Annotated in this window: 14 protein-coding genes; 8 read left to right on the forward strand and 6 right to left on the reverse strand. The window is 52.6% G+C overall.

Annotated features, from left to right (window positions below; translation table 11 throughout):
- Positions 1 to 111 precede the first annotated feature (111 nt).
- The 4 genes from NQ565_RS12845 to NQ565_RS12860 form a co-directional block, all read right to left on the reverse strand.
- Entirely contained in the window at positions 112 to 1,359 is a 1,248-nt protein-coding gene (locus NQ565_RS12845) for a DUF1015 domain-containing protein (RefSeq protein ID WP_005653622.1), read from the reverse strand.
- Between the two features lie 21 nt (positions 1,360 to 1,380).
- Positions 1,381 to 2,301: an NAD(P)-dependent oxidoreductase gene (locus tag NQ565_RS12850; protein WP_005653621.1), complete on the reverse strand. Its 921-nt coding sequence runs from the start codon at positions 2,299 to 2,301 to the stop codon at positions 1,381 to 1,383.
- Positions 2,302 to 2,414: 113 nt separating this feature from the next.
- Positions 2,415 to 3,482, reverse strand: coding sequence for a 3-phosphoserine/phosphohydroxythreonine transaminase (gene serC / locus NQ565_RS12855; RefSeq protein WP_005653619.1), 1,068 nt, complete (start codon positions 3,480 to 3,482; stop codon positions 2,415 to 2,417).
- A gap of 326 nt (positions 3,483 to 3,808) precedes the next feature.
- Positions 3,809 to 5,140, reverse strand: a complete 1,332-nt coding sequence (locus NQ565_RS12860) for a DEAD/DEAH box helicase (RefSeq protein ID WP_005653617.1) — start codon at positions 5,138 to 5,140, stop codon at positions 3,809 to 3,811.
- A 350-nt stretch (positions 5,141 to 5,490) separates the two neighbouring features.
- On the opposite strand from NQ565_RS12860, the gene NQ565_RS12865 reads away from it, so the two are divergent.
- Positions 5,491 to 6,726, forward strand: a complete 1,236-nt coding sequence (locus NQ565_RS12865; protein WP_004291422.1) for a site-specific integrase — start codon at positions 5,491 to 5,493, stop codon at positions 6,724 to 6,726.
- A gap of 11 nt (positions 6,727 to 6,737) precedes the next feature.
- Positions 6,738 to 7,100 (forward strand): hypothetical protein, encoded by a 363-nt coding sequence (locus tag NQ565_RS12870; RefSeq protein ID WP_004291423.1) that lies wholly within the window; start codon positions 6,738 to 6,740, stop codon positions 7,098 to 7,100.
- Positions 7,101 to 7,177: 77 nt separating this feature from the next.
- On the opposite strand, the gene NQ565_RS12875 is transcribed toward NQ565_RS12870, so the two are convergent.
- Together NQ565_RS12875 and NQ565_RS12880 are read right to left on the reverse strand one after the other, a co-directional pair.
- A complete protein-coding gene (locus tag NQ565_RS12875) occupies positions 7,178 to 7,483 on the reverse strand; it encodes a helix-turn-helix domain-containing protein (protein ID WP_004291424.1) in 306 nt (101 codons plus the stop codon).
- A gap of 31 nt (positions 7,484 to 7,514) precedes the next feature.
- The gene (locus tag NQ565_RS12880; RefSeq protein WP_004291426.1) at positions 7,515 to 7,814 is read right to left on the reverse strand and encodes a helix-turn-helix domain-containing protein; all 300 of its coding nucleotides are present in this window, start codon (positions 7,812 to 7,814) and stop codon (positions 7,515 to 7,517) included.
- Positions 7,815 to 7,952: 138 nt separating this feature from the next.
- Here NQ565_RS12880 and NQ565_RS12885 point away from each other — a divergent pair, with 138 nt between their 5' ends.
- The 6 genes from NQ565_RS12885 to NQ565_RS12910 all read left to right on the forward strand — a co-directional run bounded on the left by NQ565_RS12885 (position 7,953) and on the right by NQ565_RS12910 (position 18,893).
- The gene (locus tag NQ565_RS12885; RefSeq protein ID WP_004291432.1) at positions 7,953 to 8,378 is read left to right on the forward strand and encodes a helix-turn-helix domain-containing protein; all 426 of its coding nucleotides are present in this window, start codon (positions 7,953 to 7,955) and stop codon (positions 8,376 to 8,378) included.
- Positions 8,379 to 8,381: 3 nt separating this feature from the next.
- On the forward strand, positions 8,382 to 8,732 hold the full coding sequence (locus NQ565_RS12890) for a helix-turn-helix domain-containing protein (protein ID WP_004291454.1): 351 nt from the start codon (positions 8,382 to 8,384) through the stop codon (positions 8,730 to 8,732).
- Positions 8,733 to 8,752: 20 nt separating this feature from the next.
- Positions 8,753 to 10,324, forward strand: a complete 1,572-nt coding sequence (locus tag NQ565_RS12895; RefSeq protein ID WP_004291455.1) for a DUF3945 domain-containing protein — start codon at positions 8,753 to 8,755, stop codon at positions 10,322 to 10,324.
- 60 nt (positions 10,325 to 10,384) lie between these two features.
- Positions 10,385 to 12,472 carry a type IA DNA topoisomerase gene (locus tag NQ565_RS12900; protein WP_004291456.1) on the forward strand — a complete coding sequence of 696 codons (2,088 nt, stop codon included), beginning with the start codon at positions 10,385 to 10,387 and terminating at the stop codon, positions 12,470 to 12,472.
- Positions 12,473 to 12,634: 162 nt separating this feature from the next.
- Positions 12,635 to 13,087, forward strand: coding sequence for a DUF1896 domain-containing protein (locus tag NQ565_RS12905; protein ID WP_004304266.1), 453 nt, complete (start codon positions 12,635 to 12,637; stop codon positions 13,085 to 13,087).
- The gene (locus NQ565_RS12910; protein WP_005653615.1) at positions 13,077 to 18,893 is read left to right on the forward strand and encodes an N-6 DNA methylase; all 5,817 of its coding nucleotides are present in this window, start codon (positions 13,077 to 13,079) and stop codon (positions 18,891 to 18,893) included. Before NQ565_RS12905 ends, NQ565_RS12910 begins: the two co-directional genes overlap by 11 nt.
- Positions 18,894 to 19,542: the final 649 nt, after the last annotated feature.

Raw genomic sequence — 19,542 nt, forward strand, 5'->3', positions numbered from 1 at the left:
TTTTCCGTATACCGGAAAAGGGAATGGCAATATAAAATAGCGAAGGTGCATCAAAACCTGCCAAGTTTCCATGCACCTTCTTCTCATTCATTCTTTGAAATTATATCTGAATCAGTCCAGTTTATGAATTACCAGTCCCGAACGCAGCTTCGGTTCGAACCAAGTGGTCTTGGGCGGCATGATATTGCCGGTATCGGCAATGTCCATCAACTGCTTCATGGACACAGGATAAAGCGCCAAAGCCACTTTCATCTCACCACTGTCCACCCGCTTCTTCAATTCGCCCAGCCCGCGGATACCGCCGACAAAGTCGATACGCTTGTCGGAACGGAGGTCTTTGATGCCGAGGATTTCATCCAGTATCAGGTTGGACGAAATGGTAACATCCAGCACGCCGATAGGGTCGTTGTCGTTGTAAGTGCCCGGCTTTGCCGTAAGGCTGTACCACTTGCCGTCCAGGTAAAGGGAGAAGTTATGCAGGCCTGCCGGCTTGTAGATTTCCGTTCCTTTCTCTTCTACCGTGAAGTTCTTGCCTACGGCAGCCAGGAATTCTCCGGGAGTCAACCCGTTCAGGTCCTTCACCACGCGGTTGTAGTCGATGATAGTCAACTGGTTGGCGGGGAAACAGACTGCCATGAAGTAGTTGTACTCCTCGTCTCCGCGATGATTGGGATTCTGTCCGGCTTTCTCCGCACCCACCAGGGCTGCTGCTGCACTGCGGTGGTGCCCGTCGGCAATGTAAAGTGCCGGCATCTTGGCGAATTCTTTGGTTATGACCTCAATATCTTCCTGCCGGTCGATAATCCAGAATGTATGGCCGAAACCGTCGTCCGGAGCCACAAAGTCGTAAACAGGCTTCTGTGCCGTGTAACGGGCAATGACCGCATCCAGCACTGCATTGTCGGGATAAGCGAAGAATACGGGCTCGATGTTGGCATTGTTCACACGGACATGCTTCATGCGGTCTTCTTCCTTGTCGCGGCGGGTAAGCTCATGCTTCTTGATAACGCCGTTCATATAATCGGGCACGTATGCGCCCACTACCAAACCATATTGCGTCTTACCATTCATGGTCTGGGCATATATGTAATAGTTCTCCTTATCGTCCTGCACCAGCCAGCCTTTGTCCTGGAACATCCGGAAGTTCTCGGCTGCTTTCCGGTACACACGTTCATCGTGCTCGTCCGTACCGACCGGAAAATCTATTTCGGGCTTGATAATGTGATACAGGGATTTTTCGTTTCCTGCCGCTTCTTCACGCGCTTCGGCGGAATTCAGGACGTCGTACGGACGGGATGCCACCTGCTCTACCAAATCCTGAGGGGGACGAATCCCTTTAAAAGGTTTTATTGTTGCCATGGTTGTCTGAGTATAAATCCATTACTTATTTACGCGGAACTTCTCGCAGCCATCTTTCAAGAAGCCCACAATCTGTCTGGCAGCGGCAATGCCGGCATTGATATTGGCTTCGGCCGTCTGCGCACCCATCTTCTTCGGTGTGGAGAAGTAACGGCCGGCAAACTTGGCGGCAAATGTATCATTGGCTGCGGGCATAATGTCGGTCATGTACTTCAAGTCGGCACGTTCTTCCATCAGTTGTATCAGCTCGGCTTCATTGATAACTTCCTTGCGGGCGGTGTTCACCAGCAGACCGCCTTTCGGCATCCTGCCCACCAAAGCATAGTTAATGGAGTTCTTGGTTTCCGCCGTTGCGGGGATGTGCAGCGAAACGATGTCGCAGGCAGAATAAAGCTCCTCGGCCGAAGCCACAGCCTTTACACCGTCTTTCTCGATGACCTCTTTCGGGCAGAAAGCGTCGAATGCGTAAATGTCCATGCCGAAACCTTTGGCTATGCGGGCTACATTGCGGCCTACGTTACCGTAAGCATGAATGCCCAGCTTCTTGCCTTTCAGCTCCGTACCGGAAGTACCGTTGTACAGATTGCGGACAGCCATTACCATAAGCCCGAAAGCCAGTTCGGCCACAGCGTTGGAGTTCTGCCCCGGAGTGTTCATCACACATACATTGTGGGCGGTTGCGGCATCCAAGTCCACATTGTCATATCCCGCACCGGCACGCACTACGATTTTCAGCTCTTTGGCGGCATCCAAAACCTCGACATCAATAATGTCGCTACGGATAATAATGGCATTGGCATCTTTCACGGCTTCCAGCAATTTTGCCTTATCGCCATATTTCTCCAGCAAGGCAAGTTCATAGCCTGCTGCTTCAATTTCTTTGCGAATACCGTCTACTGCAACTTTTGCAAACGGCTTGTCTGTTGCAACTAATACTTTCATGATTCAATGGTATTAAAAAAAGATTCACCACAGAACCGCACGAAGTTTCACAGAGTTTTCCTTTTCATTTCATCTCTGTGGGACTCTGTGCCCTCTGTGGTGAACAAATATTATTAATGAAGTTTCTCAAATTCCTGCATGCAGTCTATCAAAGCCTGTACGCTTTCCTTCGGCATGGCATTGTAGCAAGATGCACGGAAACCGCCTACGGAACGGTGTCCCTTAATGCCTACCATACCCTTTTCGGTAGCAAATTTCAGGAAGTCGGCTTCCAGTTCCTTGTATTCGGGAGCCATTACGAAGCAGATGTTCATGCGTGAACGGTCTTCTTTGGCGGCAGTACCCACGAACATCTTGTTGCGGTCTATCTCGGCATACAGCATATCCGCCTTTTCGATGGCGCGACGTTCCATTTCCTTCACACCGCCCTGAGCCTTTATCCAGCGCAATGTCTGCAATGCCGCATAGATAGGAACAACGGGAGGAGTATTGAACATTGAACCGCCGTCGATGTGAGTCTGATAGTTCAGCATGGTCGGGATGTAGCGGGACACCTTGCCTACCGCATCATTCTTCACGATGACGAATGTTACGCCCGCAGGAGCCAGATTCTTCTGTGCACCGCCGTAGATACAGATGTATTTGGACACATCAATAGGACGGGAGAAAATATCGGACGACATGTCGGCAATCATAGGAACGTTTACGTTCAGGTCTTCCTTCAATTCCGTGCCATAGATAGTATTGTTGGTGGTGATATGGAAATAGTCTACATCGGCCGGCACCGTATAATCTTTCGGAATGTAAGTATAAGTGGCTTCAGCAGAAGAGGCAACCTCTACAACCTCGCCAAAACCTTTGGCTTCCTTCATGGCTTTCTTTGCCCACACACCCGTATTGAGGTAAGCGGCCTTCTTTTCGAGGAAGTTGAAAGGTATCATGCAAAATTCCAGACTTGCACCACCTCCCAGGAACAGCACCGAATAGCCTTCCGGAATGTTAAGTAGTTCTTTGAACAGTGCTACGGCTTCGTCCACTACGGGCTGGAAGTCTTTAGCGCGGTGGCTAATCTCCATAAGAGACAGACCGGATCCATTGAAATCTAAAATAGCCTTCGCCGTATCCTCTATCACCTCACGCGGAAGAATGGAAGGTCCTGCGTTGAAATTATGCTTTTTCATTTGAAGTTTGTTTTGGTTATACAATTTCGTTCGTTTATGTCTTTCGACATGGCGAAATTACGGAATTATTTCTGCATTGCAAATCTTTCCTTATAAATTTTCTTCTTTATCGCGTATTTGCCTTACTTTTTATTGGTATATACAAGAAATATACGCCAAACTGTTATGTACGCTTAACAAGGAAAGTATTAAAAAGTAAACTGAAAGATAGAAGCTGAAAAAACTTTCTACCGGGAATGAAAATTGAAAAAAAAGTGCATGATTATCAAAAACAAGCTATTTTCCCATGCTTAATAACATCACCGGATATGCTTCATAACATACTGTCAACGAGCTTCTTCTATCAAAGTCTTCATCCCCTTGATTTTTTCCCCGCGCAGCAGTGTAAGCAATTGCTTCACTTTGCTGCGGCGGACTGCCACGAAAGCATAGTGCTCCTTCACATCCACCTGTCCTACATCTTCGCGCACCAGTCCGCCTTTCTTATACAGGAAGCCCACAATGTCCACCTTGTTCAGTTTGTCTTTCTTGCCTTTGCCTATATATAAGGTAGTCCAACGGGGTTTGGCAGGTTTCGGCGTCTGCTCCGGCAATTCGAATACGGAGAGCTCTTCCGGAAGATAATCGGGCAGACGCTCTTCGGCATGCAGAAGCAGGAAAGACGAGCCACGTGCTTCCCAGCGTGCCGTGCGTCCGTTACGGTGCGTAAAGGCTTCTTCGTTGACGGGCATGTGATAGTGCACCACGTTGTCGATGCCCGGAATATCCAATCCGCGTGCGGCAAGGTCGGTCGATACCAGGACGGGACAACTGCCGTTGCGGAACTTGTAGAGCGCCCGCTCGCGGTCGTCCTGTTCCATACCGCCGTGAAAAGCATCGCAAGGGAATTTCTTCGACTTCAGATAGGATACCGTACGCTCCACGCTCTCGCGATAGTTCACGAATACCAGTGTAGAACGGTCGCCCAGCGTACAAAGCAGCCGGTACAATGTCTCCAGCTTGTCTTTTTCGGGAGAGATTACCTTCTGCAAGTCCAATCGTCCGGATACGGTTTCGCCCGAAAGAAAATTCAGCTTGACAACCTGCGGTGACGATTCCCCCCCGCCCACTCCGGTGAACTGCGGGATTTCCTCGGCATCCGTTGCCGACAGCAATACCCGTTTCTTCAAGGCAGGCAACTGTCCGATAACTTCCGCCATCTCGTCGTGAAAGCCGAATTCAAGGCATTTGTCAAATTCATCTATCACCAATGTGGTTACAAAGCGGGTATCGAAGTTCTGCTTCCGCAAATGGTCGTTCATACGGCCGGGAGTGCCGATGATAACGGCAGGGTTGATGCCCCTCATCGTACGGTGCTCGTCCATTGCCGGACGTCCGCCGTAGCAGCTCATCGCCTTGAAAGGGACGTTCATCGACTTGAATACGTTTTCTATCTGCAAGGCAAGCTCGCGCGACGGTACGAGCACCACCGCCTGTACGCCCTGTACATCGGCTTTGAGCGATTGCACCAGCGGCAGCAGGAATGCCAGTGTCTTGCCCGACCCCGTGGGCGACAACAGGACGAGGTCCTTATCCGATTGATAGGCATCCCGCGCTGCTTCCTGCATCGGGGTGAGTTGCTCTATCCGTAAGTTACGAAGTATGTCAGATTGTTCCATAAAGTACTTTGGTTTAAGACTGCAAAGTTACTACAAAAAAGTGAAATGCGGAAAGATATAGTGATAGAATTGAGTTACAAGGGTTTTGGTTGAAGTGGCGATAATCCGTGAAGCCATTACAATCCCTGCCGAAGCCAAATCCTGACGCCGCTACGTTACTTGTTCGTAACCATGCCCGAAAATGCGACAAACGGGTACGAATAGCGAAACAAGGCTCTAAGGAATAGTGAGTTATCCATAACTCATGCGAAAAATCAGGTTACGGAAAAAGATTGCGCCGTTCCTCCCCGTTTTGCGTACCAACACCGGACTCTTCACCAACTAATTTTGAAACCCAAAAATTAAGGACAATGAAGAGTACATTTTCAGTAATCTACTACCTCAAGCGTCAGGTAGTGAAAAAGGACGGGACAGTTCCCGTCATGGGACGCATCACGGTGGACGGCAGCCAGACACAGTTCAGCTGCAAACTGACTGTCGATCCGAAACTGTGGGACACCAAAGGTGGACGTGTCACGGGCAGAAGCACGGCGGCACTCGAAACGAACCGTATGCTTGACAAGATGCGGGTACGCATCAACAGGCATTATCAGGAAATCATGGAGCGTGACAACTTCGTCACGGCGGAGAAGGTGAAGAACGCCTTTCTCGGACTGGAACACCGCTACCACACGCTGATGCAGGTGTTCCGCCAGCACAACGAGGACTACGAGAAGCAGGTGGAGGCAGGCATGAAAGCCAAAGGCACGCTGCTGAAGTACCGCACCGTTTACAAGCACATGCAAGAGTTCCTCGACATCCGCTACCATGTGAAGGACATCGCCCTAAAAGAGCTTACCCCGGCTTTCATCTCCGACTTCGAGATGTTCCTGCGCACGGACAAGCACTGCTGCACCAATACCGTGTGGCTGTACGTCTGCCCGTTACGGACGATGGTATTCATCGCCATCAACAACGAGTGGCTGACGCGCGACCCGTTCCGCGAGTATGAAATCAAGAAGGAGGAAACAACACGCAGTTTCCTGACCAAAGATGAGATCCGCCTGCTGATGGAGGGGAAACTGAAAAACGCCAAACAGGAATTGTACCGCGACCTCTACCTGTTCTGCGCCTTCACGGGGCTGTCGTTCGCGGATATGCGCAACCTTACGGAAGAGAATATCCGCACCTACTTCGACGAACACGAGTGGATAAACATCAACCGCCAGAAAACGGGCGTGGTGTCCAACATCCGCCTGCTCGACATCGCCAACCGCATAATCGGCAAATACCGGGGACTGTGCGGGGACGGCAGGATATTTCCCGTTCCGCATTATAACACGTGCCTTGCCGGTATCCGTGCCGTCGCCAAGCGTTGCGGCATCACCAAGCATATCACGTGGCATCAGAGCCGCCACACGGCAGCCACGACGATATTCCTCTCCAACGGTGTTCCCATCGAAACGGTCAGCTCCATGCTCGGACACAAGAGCATAAAGACGACGCAGATTTACGCAAAGATAACCAAAGAGAAGCTCAATCAGGACATGGAGAACCTTGCCGCAAGATTGAACGGCGTCGAGGAATTTGCAGGTTGCACCATCTAAAAAGAAAAGCCATGAAACGTGACACAATCATCATCGAGGACAAGGCAGTCAGCGTAACCGGTAACGACGTGTGGATGACCGCCACCGAAATAGCCGGATTGTTCCATACGACCGTCCCGGCAGTGAACGCCGCCATCAGAGCCGTCCGCAAGTCGGACGTGCTGAACGACTACGAGGTGTGCCGCTACATGCAGCTTGAAAACGGGCTGCACGCGGACGTGTACGCCCTTGAAATCATCATCCCGGTCGCTTTCAGGGTGAATACCTACAACACCCACCTGTTCCGCACATGGCTGGTGGGAAAGGCACTCTCACAAGAGAAACGGCAGACATACGTGATGTTCATACAGAACGGAAAAGCCGGGTATTGCTGATTGCACATACCCCATAAGACAAGTAAACGGGTAGCACCACAAAAGGTGTCACCCGTTTACTTTTTCATGAAACCGCCTCACTCCAGCGGCTTGCGGTAGTTCGCTTCCAGTACCCCGCGCAGCCCCGTTTCCGGGTAAAGCACCTTCCCTCCCAAAAGTATGAAGGGCAACACGCGGTTGTTGCGGTATTCCTGCAAGGTGCGCCGGCTCACACGGAGCAGTTCCGACACCTCGCCGTCCGTCAGGTAACGTTCCCCGTCCAGCGGAGGACGGTAGCTTTCCAGAAATGCGGACAGCCATTTCGAGCCTTTGCGCATATCCTGCACCACAGAGGCTATCGGCTCGTCTTCCATCGTAAAAACATCGTTGTTCTCGTTCATCATAACTTCGGATTCAGTGGGTGAATAAATCAAATCATCTGCCGTGCGGATAGAGCGTGCCGACAAGCGGTATCAGCCGCTTCACCTCCTCTGGCTTGTAATAGAACCTGCGGTTTATCTGCGAGTAGCCGATAAGCCGCCTGTCACGCAGCGTCTGCAACGTGCGCGGGCTTATTCTCAACTGCCCGCAGACCTCCTCGCCCGTGAGCCATCTTTCCATGCGCCCCGTGTCGCTTTTGCGCCTCAGGGCGGCGACCTTCTCCGAGAGTGCGCCGAATGCCGCCACCATCATCTCGAAAGTCTTTTTCTCGATAGATACTATTTCCATATTCATGTCATTTAGAGTTTGCCGCAAAGGTAACGAAACGGCATACAAGACGTATCGTTTTCCGCTGAAAGGCTGCCTGTTGCGCCGTTTGACCGGGTTACGGAGCCATCTTCCGCAAAAATCTTACGTGAGTCACGTAGTGAGTTGTTAAAGCCCCTTTTGTTTATTGCCGAATTTTGTCGCAGAAACAAAAAGAAAGGACTGAACATGAAAGTGATAACAATGGAAAGTTCCGCCTACAAGGAGATGATGGCGCAGATTGCGAACATCGCAGGGTACATCCGCGAGGCAAGGGACGAGAAGAAACGGAAGCGGGAAACCGAAGACAAGCTGCTTGACACGGCACAGGCGGCGAAGATGCTCAACGTGAGCAAGCGCACCATGCAGCGTATGCGCACCGACCACCGTATCGAGTATGTGGTGGTACGCGGAAGCTGCCGCTACCGCCTTTCCGAGATACTGCGGCTATTGGAGGACAACACAGTAAGGAACGAGGAAGGGACAATAGACACCCTGTTCCACAACCACACGCTGCGCACGGGCGGCAAACCAAAAGGAAGGAGGACATAGGTCATGGAACTGCTCACACGAAACAACTTCGAGGGCTGGATGCAGAAGCTGATGGAACGGCTCGACCGTCAGGACGAACTGCTGCTGGCGATGAAGGCTGAGGGGAAACAGCCCACTATCACGGAAAGCATCCGCCTTTTCGACAATCAGGATTTGTGCATGTTGCTCCAGATAAGCAAACGCACCCTCCAACGCTACCGCAGCGTAGGCGCATTGCCCTACAAGACGCTGGGCAAGAAGACCTATTACAGCGAGGAGGACGTGCTGACATTCCTTTCCAACCATATCAAGGACTTCAAAAAGGAAGATATAGCCTTCTACAAGGCTCGTATCCATAATTTCTTTCATAAATAACCCATTAAAACATTTTTCAGATGGCAAAGAAAAAAGACGAAAAGGACGTGCTGGTAGTCCGTGACGAGAAGACAGGCGAGATCAGCGTGGTAGCCGGGCTGAACGCGGACGGCACACCCAAGCGCACCCCCGCAAAAGCGGAGAACGCGCAGAGTTTCCTGCAATTCGACCGACATGGCGACGTGCTGGACAACTTCTTCAAGAACTTCTTCCGGCAGTGCAAGGAACCCAGCCGCTTCGGTTTCTACCGCATTGCGGCAGACCAAGCTGAAAATCTCTTAGAGGTGATGAAGCAACTGCTGAAAGACCCCGAAGCGAACAAGGAGCTGCTCGCCCCTCACAAGGTGGACACCTCCGACTATGAGAAGAAGGTGCAGGAAGAGATGGCAGCACAACAGACAGAGAAACAAGAACCTCAAAAACAGGAGAACATGGAACAACGGAAAGAACAGCAACAGGACAAATCCGAACAGATGCAGGGCAAACGTGGCTACCAGCCCATCGACGAGAGTAAAATCAACTGGCAGGAGCTGGAGGACAGATGGGGCGTAAAGCGGGACAACCTTGAAAAGTCCGGCGACCTTACGAAGATGCTCAACTATGGCAAGTCCGACTTGGTAAAGGTCAAACCGACCTTCGGCGGCGAATCATTCGAGCTGGACGCCCGCCTCTCCTTCAAGAAGGACGGTGAGGGAAACATCAGCCTCGTGCCGCACTTCATCCGCAAGGAGCAGAAGCTGGATGAGTACAAGGAACACAAATTCTCCGACAATGACCGGAAGAACCTCCGCGAAACGGGCAATCTCGGTAGGGTCGTGGACATTGTGGACAGGGAAACGGGCGAGATCATCCCCTCCTACATCAGCATCGACCGCAAGACGAATGAAATCACGGACATTCCGGCAAGCAGGGTGCGCATCCCGGAGCGCATCGGCAAGACGGAAATCACCACGCAGGAGCGGGACATGCTCCGCGCCGGACTGCCCGTACGCGACAAGCTCATCGAGCGCAACGACGGCAGAAAGTTCGTCACCACCCTGCAAGTGAACGTGGAGCAGCGCGGCGTGGAGTTCGTGCCGGGAACCGGCAAGTCGCCCCGTACCGCACAGACACAGGAAACCAAAGGCGACACATCGAAAAGTCAGGCGCAGGGCGGGGAAAATGCCGCACAGACCAAGAAGGAGCAACGCCGCAACACGTGGACGAACGAGGACGGCAGCATCCGCCCCATCAGCAAATGGAGCGGCGTGAGCTTCACCGACCAGCAGAAAGCCGACTATGTGGCGGGTAAAGCCGTGAAGCTGGAGAACGTGACCGACAAGCAGGGCTTCCATGCCACGATGTATATCAAGTTCAACCCGGAGAAGGGACGCCCGTACCGCTACGACACGAACCCTGACAATGCACAGCAGGTTGCTCCGTCCAACGAGAGCCGCACGCAGGTGGCGGTGAACAACGATGGCAAGACCAACGAGGCTACAAAGAATCTGAGAGAGCCGTTGCAGAAAGGTCAGACCAACCCGAAGGACGCCCGCCAGCAACAGCAGCAGGAGAAGCCGCAGAAGAAAACGGGCAAGGGCATGAAAATGTAATCCCGTGTCCGCCACTGAATCCAAAATAAAATCCAAAGTATCAACAAAAAAGAAGAAGACATGAAGACAATCATTGCAGAAAAGCCCTCCGTGGCACGTGAAATCGCCCGCATCGTGGGCGCGACAAAGAGAGAGGAAGGATATTTCGAGGGAGGCGGTTATGCCGTGACATGGGCATTCGGACACCTCGTTCAGCTTGCCATGCCCGACGGCTACGGCGTGCGCGGATTTGTCCGTGACAACCTCCCGATTATTCCCGACACATTCACGCTCGTCCCCCGTCAGGTCAGGACGGAGAAAGGTTACAAGCCCGACAGCGGCGTGGTGTCGCAGATAAAAGTCATCAAAAGACTGTTCGACACAAGCGAACATATCATCGTGGCGACCGATGCCGGACGCGAGGGAGAGCTTATCTTCCGCTACCTCTACCACTATACGGGTTGCACCACTCCTTTCGTGCGCCTGTGGATCAGCTCTCTCACCGACAAAGCTATCCGCGAGGGACTGCGGAAACTCGAAGACGGCAGCAAATACGACAACCTCTACCTCGCCGCCAAAGCGCGGAGCGAATCCGACTGGCTCGTGGGCATCAACGGCACACAGGCGTTATCCATCGCCGCCGGACACGGCACGTATTCCGTGGGGCGGGTGCAGACACCAACGTTGGCTATGGTATGTGAACGCTACTGGGAGAACCGCCGCTTTACGTCCGAAGCATTCTGGCAGCTCCATATCGCAACGGACGGTTGCGACGGCGAAGTCGTGAAATTCTCATCCTCCGAGAAATGGAAAGAGAAAGAACCGGCGATGGAACTATATAATAAGGTAAAGGCGGCAGGTTGCGCCACTGTCACGAAAGCCGAGCGCAAGGAGAAGACGGAGGAAACTCCCTTGCTCTACGACCTGACCACGCTCCAGAAAGAAGCCAACGCCAAGCACGGCTTCACGGCGGAACAGACGCTTGAAATCGCGCAGAAACTCTACGAAAAGAAGTTGATAACCTATCCGAGAACGGGAAGCCGCTACATCCCCGAAGACGTGTTTGCCGAAATTCCCAAACTGCTCGCTTTCATCGGCACACAGCCCGAATGGAAAGACAAGGTGCGGGCAAAAGCCGCCCCGACACGCCGCAGCGTGGACGACGGCAAGGTGACAGACCACCATGCCCTGCTCGTCACGGGTGAGAAACCGCTCTTCCTCTCCAAAGAGGACAATACCATCTATCAGATGATTGCCGGGCGCATGGTCGAGGCATTCTCTGAGAAATGCGTCAAGGATGTGACCACTGTCACGGCGGAATGTGCCGGAGTGGAGTTTACCGTAAAAGGCAGCGTCGTGAAGCAAACCGGATGGCGTGCCGTCTATGGCGAGGAAAAAGAGGAAATTACCATCCCCGGCTGGCAGGAAGGCGACACGCTGACACCGAAAGGCTCGTCCATTACCGAAGGAAAGACCAAACCCAAGCCGCTGCATACCGAAGCCACCCTGCTCTCGGCAATGGAAACGGCGGGCAAGGAAATTGAGGACGACGCACTGCGGCAGGCGATGAAGGACTGTGGCATCGGTACTCCCGCCACACGCGCCTCCATCATCGAAACGCTTTTCAAGCGCGGTTACATGGAACGCTGCAAGAAGTCGCTTGTTCCCACCGAAAAAGGACTTGCCCTCAATTCCGTCGTCAAGACGATGCGCATCGCCGATGTTGCCATGACGGGCGAATGGGAAAAGGAGCTGGCGCGTATCGAGCGCGGGGAACTGTCCGACGACACCTTCCGCAAGGAGATAGAGGCGTACACACGTGAGATAACCTCCGAACTGATCTCGTGCGACAAGCTCTTCGGCAGCCGTGACTCCGGCTGCGCGTGTCCCAAGTGTGGCACGGGCAGGATGCGGTTCTACGGCAAGGTGGTACGCTGCGACAACACGGAGTGCGGACTGCCCGTGTTCCGGCTGAAAGCGGGACGCACCCTGTCCGACGATGAAATCAAAGACCTGCTCACCGAAGGGCATACCAAGCTGCTCAAAGGGTTCAAGAGCAAACAGGGCAAGAGTTTCGATGCTGTTGTCGCCTTTGACGGGGAATATAACACGACTTTTGTGTTCCCGGAGGCTAAAAAGGACAAGAAATTTTCAGGACGGAAGAAATAGTATTAACTTTGCCACTTGTTCAGAGTAATGAATTGTTCTTCGATACCGGATTACACTCATACTTTGGATTTAGTGGTGGCACTCGGAGGGATACCGAGTGCCTTTTTCTTCCTTTTTCCAACCGATTATCCCGTTAATTATCAATCCGCTAAATCCAAAGTAATGAACAACAAGAAGAAAAACGAGGGTCAGACCGACTTTTCCTATTACGGTCTGTACCTGCTGGACTATCTCCGCACGAACAAGTTTGAACAGGCTGACGACACCGCTTTCATACGGGAACGGGCCGACCGTGCCGCCGAAACGTATGAGAGGGCACGGCTTGAAGGCTATCCCGCCGATGGTGCGCAGGAACTGGCGATGGACACGCTGCTGCGCGGGCTGCATTATTCCCGTTACGCCATCCTCCGCGAAGTCGTGGAAAACGAGTTTGCCGATGAAGTGCCGGAAGAGAAGCGTGAAGCCTTTGTCCTGAAACTGCTGCCGCTTGTCGGCAACGTGTTCTCCGTCTATGACCTCTCGGATGACAATTTCGCCCTGTCTTCCGATTACGACCTGCTCTACACGGAGCTGACGGGAGCAACCGTCCTTTACTTAGACGAATATGGCGTTTAACCGCAAACAGAAACTGCGGGACAACATCGAGGCGATACGGACGGCATTCATCCTTGACAGGGAAAATAGGACAGCGACAACCGAAGAGCGTGCCATACTTCAAAGGTACTGCGGTTTCGGCGGTCTGAAATGTATCCTCAACCCTGCAAAGGAACTGACGGATGCCGTCCGGTGGGCGAAATCCGACCTCGAACTGTTCGCCCCGACGGTGGAGCTGCACAGGCTTATCCGTGAGAACAGCAAGGACGAAACAGAGTACAAGCGGTTTGTGGATTCGCTGAAAGCGTCCGTGCTGACCGCTTTCTACACCCCCAAAGAGATAACCGACACCATCGCGGACGTGCTGGCAGATTACAGCGTCCGCCCCGCCCGTATGCTCGAACCGTCGGCAGGTGTCGGCGTGTTCGTGGATTCCATGCTGCGGCACAGCCCCAATGCGGATGTGATGGCTTTCGAGAAGGATCTGCTCACGGGTACAATCTTGAGGCATCTCTATCCCGACCAGAAAATGCGCACCTGCGGTTTTGAGAAAATCGAAAGACCGTTCAACAATTATTTCGACTTGGCGGTGTCCAACATTCCGTTCGGTGACATTGCCGTGTTCGACGCGGAGTTTCAGCGGAGCGACTCTTTCGGCAGACGCTCCGCCCAGAAAACCATCCACAACTATTTCTTTCTCAAAGGACTGGATGCCGTGCGTGACGGCGGTATCGTGGCGTTCATCACCTCGCAAGGGGTATTGAATAGCACCAAGACCTCCGTGCGTAACGAGCTGTTCAGTCAGGCCAATCTGGTATCCGCGATACGCCTGCCCAACAACCTGTTCACGGACAACGCGGGCACGGAGGTGGGCAGTGACCTGATTGTCCTGCAAAAGAACCTCAGCAAGAAGGAAATGTCGCAGGACGAGCGGCTGATGACCGTGATACAGACGGACACGAAAACCGCCCTGACCGACAACGCCTATTTCATCCACCACCCGGAACGCATCGTGCATACGATGGCGAAACTTGACACAGACCCCTACGGGAAGCCCGCTATGGTTTATCTGCACGAGGGCAAGGCAGCAGGCATCGCCGGGGATTTGCGCCGTATGCTCGACGAGGATTTCCATTACAGGCTTGCCATGCGCTTGTATTCGGGTTCAATCCGGCAGGCAGGAACGGAAGAAAAAGTTGCCGTTCAAAATAAAGTAGAGCGTCCTGCCATAAAATTGGAAACAGTATCCTCGGCGCAGACGGTGGAAACTCCGACAGAAAAGCCGCAACCCGCAGATGAAAAGCCGGAGATAGAACCGCGCCCGCAATATTCCGCAGGCGTGCAGCTCACCCTGCTTGACCTCTGGGGGATGACGGAAGAGGTCAGCCAACCGAAAACCTCCAAAAAGAAAAAGACGGTGAAAAAGGCAGTTACGGCAAAGTCCACTCCGCCCAAACCGAAAGTCACGGTTACACCGACAGCTCCAACTGCAAAACCCGCAATGGAGAATAAGGAGGTGAAAGCGGAGAACACCGCCAAGCCTGCCGACCCGGACGACATCTATGCCACACTGGACTGGGATACCAATCCTCCCATCAACGGTTTCTATGAAATGATGATGGGTTTGACGCCGGAGCGTAGGAAAGAACTTCGGGAACTGGCAAGGCAGCATAACGAGAAACAAGTGGCGGAAAAGACGGAAGTGAAAGCCGTGCCGGAAACTTCCCGTGAGCAGCCACGACAGGAGGAAACACAGCCGGAGGCAGTCGCCGCACCTGCCGTTACAGATACCCCATCGGAAGCGGTGGGGACTTTCCTTTTCCCCGACATCGAAGCGGAAAAGCCGAAGGAGGAAGTCGTGGACCTTTCTCCGCGTGCCTACCACCGCACGCCGGAGATGCACCTGCGCGAAGGGTCGCTGGTGGCTGACCGGGGGCGTCATAACATCGGCTACCTGAAAGACATCACGCCATACGGGGCGACATTCCAGCCGCTCGACCTGAAAGGATACCAGAAGGAAAAGGCGTTGTTGTATGTGTCGCTGCGTGACGCCTACGAGCGTCTGTACCGTTATGAATCGCTCCGGCGCGAGGCAAATGTTCCGTGGCGAGAGCATCTGAATACCTGTTACGATGAGTTTGTCATGCGCTACGGCAACCTCAACGCCAAGCAGAACGTGAAGTTAGTGATGATGGATGCGGGCGGGCGCGACATCCTTTCGCTGGAACGGATGGAAAACGGAAAGTTCGTCAAGGCGGACATCTTCGAGCATCCTGTTTCCTTCGCGGTGGAGAGCCATGCCAACGTAGGCTCTCCCGAAGAAGCCCTGTCTGCGTCGCTCAACAAATATGGTACGGTCAATCTCGACTATATGCGGGAGATAACCGACAGCACGGCGGAGGATTTGCTCACTGCCCTGCAAGGGCGCATCTACTACAATCCGCTCGTGACCGGTTACGAAATCAAAGACCGTTTCATCGCCGGAAATGTCATAGAGAAAGCGGAACGCATAGAGGCATGGATGGGTGACAATCCCGAAAATGAGCGTATGCCGGAGGTGAAGCAGGCGTTGGAGGCTCTGAAAGATGCCGAGCCGCAGCGCATCGCCTTCGAGGATCTGGACTTCAATTTCGGGGAACGCTGGATTCCGACGGGTGTCTATGCCGCCTACATGAGCCGGCTGTTCGACACGGAGGTGAAAATCGCCTATTCCGCAAGCATGGACGAGTTTTCGGTGGTGTGCGGCTACCGCACCATGAAAATCACGGACGAGTTTCTGGTGAAGGGGTATTACCGGAACTATGACGGTATGCACCTCCTAAAACACGCCCTGCACAACACCTGCCCTGACATGATGAAGTCCATCGGCAAGGACGAGCATGGCAACGACATCAAGATGCGCGACAGCGAGGGAATACAACTCGCCAACGCCAAGATTGACGAGATACGAAACGGCTTCTCCGAATGGCTCGAAGAGCAGTCGCCGCAGTTCAAGGAGCGGCTTGTGACGATGTATAACCGCAAGTTCAACTGTTTCGTGCGCCCGCGCTACGACGGCTCCCATCAGACCTTTCCCGACCTCAACCTGAAAGGGCTGGCAAGCCGGGGTATCAAGAGCGTCTATCCCTCACAGATGGATTGCGTCTGGATGTTGAAACAGAACGGCGGCGGAATTTGCGACCACGAGGTGGGAACCGGTAAGACGCTGATAATGTGCATCGCCGCGCATGAGATGAAGCGTCTGAATTTGGCACACAAGCCGATGATTATCGGGCTGAAAGCCAACGTTGCGGAGATTGCAGCCACCTATCAGGCGGCATATCCCAACGCACGTATTCTGTACGCTTCGGAGAAGGACTTTTCGACCGCCAACCGTGTGCGCTTCTTCAATAATATAAAGAACAACGACTACGATTGCGTCATCATGTCGCACGACCAGTTCGGCAAGATACCGCAGTCGCCGGAATTGCAGCAGCGCATCCTGCAAGCAGAGCTTGACACGGTGGAGGAAAACCTCGAAGTGCTACGGCAGCAGGGAAAGAACGTGTCGCGGGCGATGCTGAAAGGATTGGAGAAGCGCAAGCACAACCTTGAAGCGAAGCTGGAGAAGGTGGAACACGCCATAAAGTCACGCACGGACGACGTGGTGGATTTCAAGCAGATGGGCATCGACCACATCTTCATAGATGAGAGCCACCAGTTCAAGAATCTGACTTTCAACACGCGCCACGACCGTGTGGCGGGATTGGGAAACAGCGAGGGAAGCCAGAAGGCACTTAACATGCTCTTTGCCATACGCACCATACAGGAGCGCACAGGAAAAGACTTGGGTGCGACCTTCCTCTCCGGCACGACTATCAGCAACTCACTGACTGAATTGTACCTGCTGTTCAAGTACCTGCGCCCGAAGGAGCTGGAACGGCAGGACATAAGGTGTTTCGACGCTTGGGCGGCGATATTTGCCAAGAAGACGACGGATTTTGAATTTAACGTGACGAACAATGTGGTCCAGAAGGAGCGTTTCCGCTACTTCATCAAAGTGCCGGAGCTTGCCGCCTTCTATAATGAAATCACGGACTACCGCACGGCGGAGGATGTGGGCGTTGACCGTCCTGCCAAGAACGAGATACTGCACCATATACCGCCCACGCCGGAACAGGAGGACTTCATACAGAAACTGATGCAGTTCGCCAAGACGGGCGATGCCACCTTGTTGGGCAGGCTGCCGCTTTCGGAAACGGAAGAAAAGGCGAAGATGCTCATCGCCACGGACTATGCCCGGAAAATGGCACTCGACATGCGCATGATAGACCCGAATTACGAAGATCATCCCGACAACAAAGCGAGTCACTGTGCCAAGATGATCGCGGAGTATTATCAAAAATACGACGCCCAGAAAGGCACGCAGTTCGTTTTCTCTGATTTGGGGACATACCAGCCGGGCGACGGGTGGAACGTCTATTCGGAAATCAAGCGCAAACTGACGGAGGACTACGGTATACCGCCAAGCGAGGTGCGCTTCATTCAGGAGTGCAAGACCGACAAGGCGCGGAAGGCGGTGATAGACGCCATGAACGCCGGGACGGTGCGTGTGCTGTTCGGCTCTACCTCTATGCTCGGAACGGGTGTGAACGCCCAGAAACGGTGTGTGGCTATCCATCATCTCGATACGCCGTGGCGACCGTCCGACTTGCAACAGCGTGACGGACGCGGAGTTAGGGCAGGTAATGAGATTGCCAAACATTTCGCCGGGAACAACGTGGATGTAATCATCTACGCGGTGGAGAAGTCACTGGACAGCTACAAGTTCAACCTCCTGCACTGCAAGCAGACTTTCATAAGCCAGCTCAAAAGCGGTGCGATGGGTGCGCGTACCATCGACGAGGGGGCAATGGACGAAAAATCGGGCATGAATTTCTCGGAATACATGGCGTTGCTCTCCGGCAATACCGACCTGTTGGACAAGGCGAAACTGGAAAAGCGGATCGCATCGCTCGAAGGGGAACGCAAGTCGTTCAACAAGGGCAAGCGTGATTCGGAGTTCAAGCTGGAGTCAAAGACCGGCGAGTTGCGCAACAACACGGCTTTCATAGATGCCATGACGGAGGACTGGAACCGCTTCCTGTCGGTGGTGCAGACCGACAAGGAGGGCAACCGCCTTAATATAATAAAGGTGGACGGAGTGGATTCCGCCGATGAGAAGGTCATCGGAAAGCGTTTGCAGGAGATAGCCAAGAATGCCACGACCGGAGGGTTGTACATGCAGGTCGGTGAACTTTACGGTTTTCCGATAAAGGTGGTGAGCGAAAGGATACTCAAAGAGGGATTGGAGTTCACCGACAACCGCTTCGTGGTCGAGGGGAACTACAAGTACACCTACAACAACGGGCATCTGGCGATGGCTGACCCGTTGGCCGCCGCCCGCAACTTCCTCAACGCGATGGAGAGGATACCCTCCATCATCGACCAGTACAAGGCGAAGAACGAGGTGCTGGAGATGGAGATACCGCAGTTACAGGAGATAGCGGGTAAGGTGTGGAAGAAGGAGGACGAGCTGAAGCAGTTGAAGTCCGAACTTGCCGCCCTTGACCGAAAAATTCAGCTGGAGCTTGCGCCACCCACGCCCGAAGTCGCAGAAAAGGAGAATGAAGGGCAACAGCTCAAGCCGGAAGCGGAAGATGTGAGGAACAGGCAGGCGCAATATCCCGAAAATGCACCGCCGCAGATACGCAGTCCGGCGGATAGTATCGTTGCCAACCATGTCATAATCGGGCGTCCGGGACTGTATGCCAAGGAGGAAACCCGGTCCAAAGGATTGAAAATATAACCTAAGGAATTTTATCTGAAGTATTAATAAGGGCTATCCCAAAAGGTCTAAAAGTAAATTTTATCCTTTCTGCAAGTATCTATAGGATGGCAACTGCATTTTTTTCTTTTTGGGCAGCCCTTATTAAAATTTATTCTTATTTTAGGTTATATACATTCATGTCCATTTATGTAAAAAATTCCTGCTGACCTTGTTTATGTCTTGTCAGTCACCATTTGCAAAACCATATTTGACCCTCAAAGAGGCTGAATTTGATAAGTAACTTGCTACATACTCATAATAAGGAGCTAAATAGAACACGAATGGGAAATACACAAATGCTAAACTAAAGAAGATATTGGCCAAAATAAACGCTATACCGAGAGAGAAACTTGATTTTTCAACTTCCTAAAACGGTGTTGTTCAAACATTTCTACTTATTTGTACTTGCCAGTTGAACCTACGCTTCCCTAATAAAATGTCTATGGTAAAAAGTTAAAAAATCCTCCCACTTTTGTTAGATATATTTTTTTGTGTAATTTTGTAATCGTTATGCGGCAGTAATAATATACATATTAATACGAGTTAGTAATCCTGTAGTTCTCATATGCTACGAGGAGGTATTAAAAGGTGCGTTTCGACAATGCATCTACTGTAGTATATTATTGCT

It is taken from the genome of Bacteroides stercoris ATCC 43183 (genome assembly GCF_025147325.1).
In the GTDB taxonomy this organism is placed as follows: Bacteria; Bacteroidota; Bacteroidia; order Bacteroidales; family Bacteroidaceae; genus Bacteroides; species Bacteroides stercoris.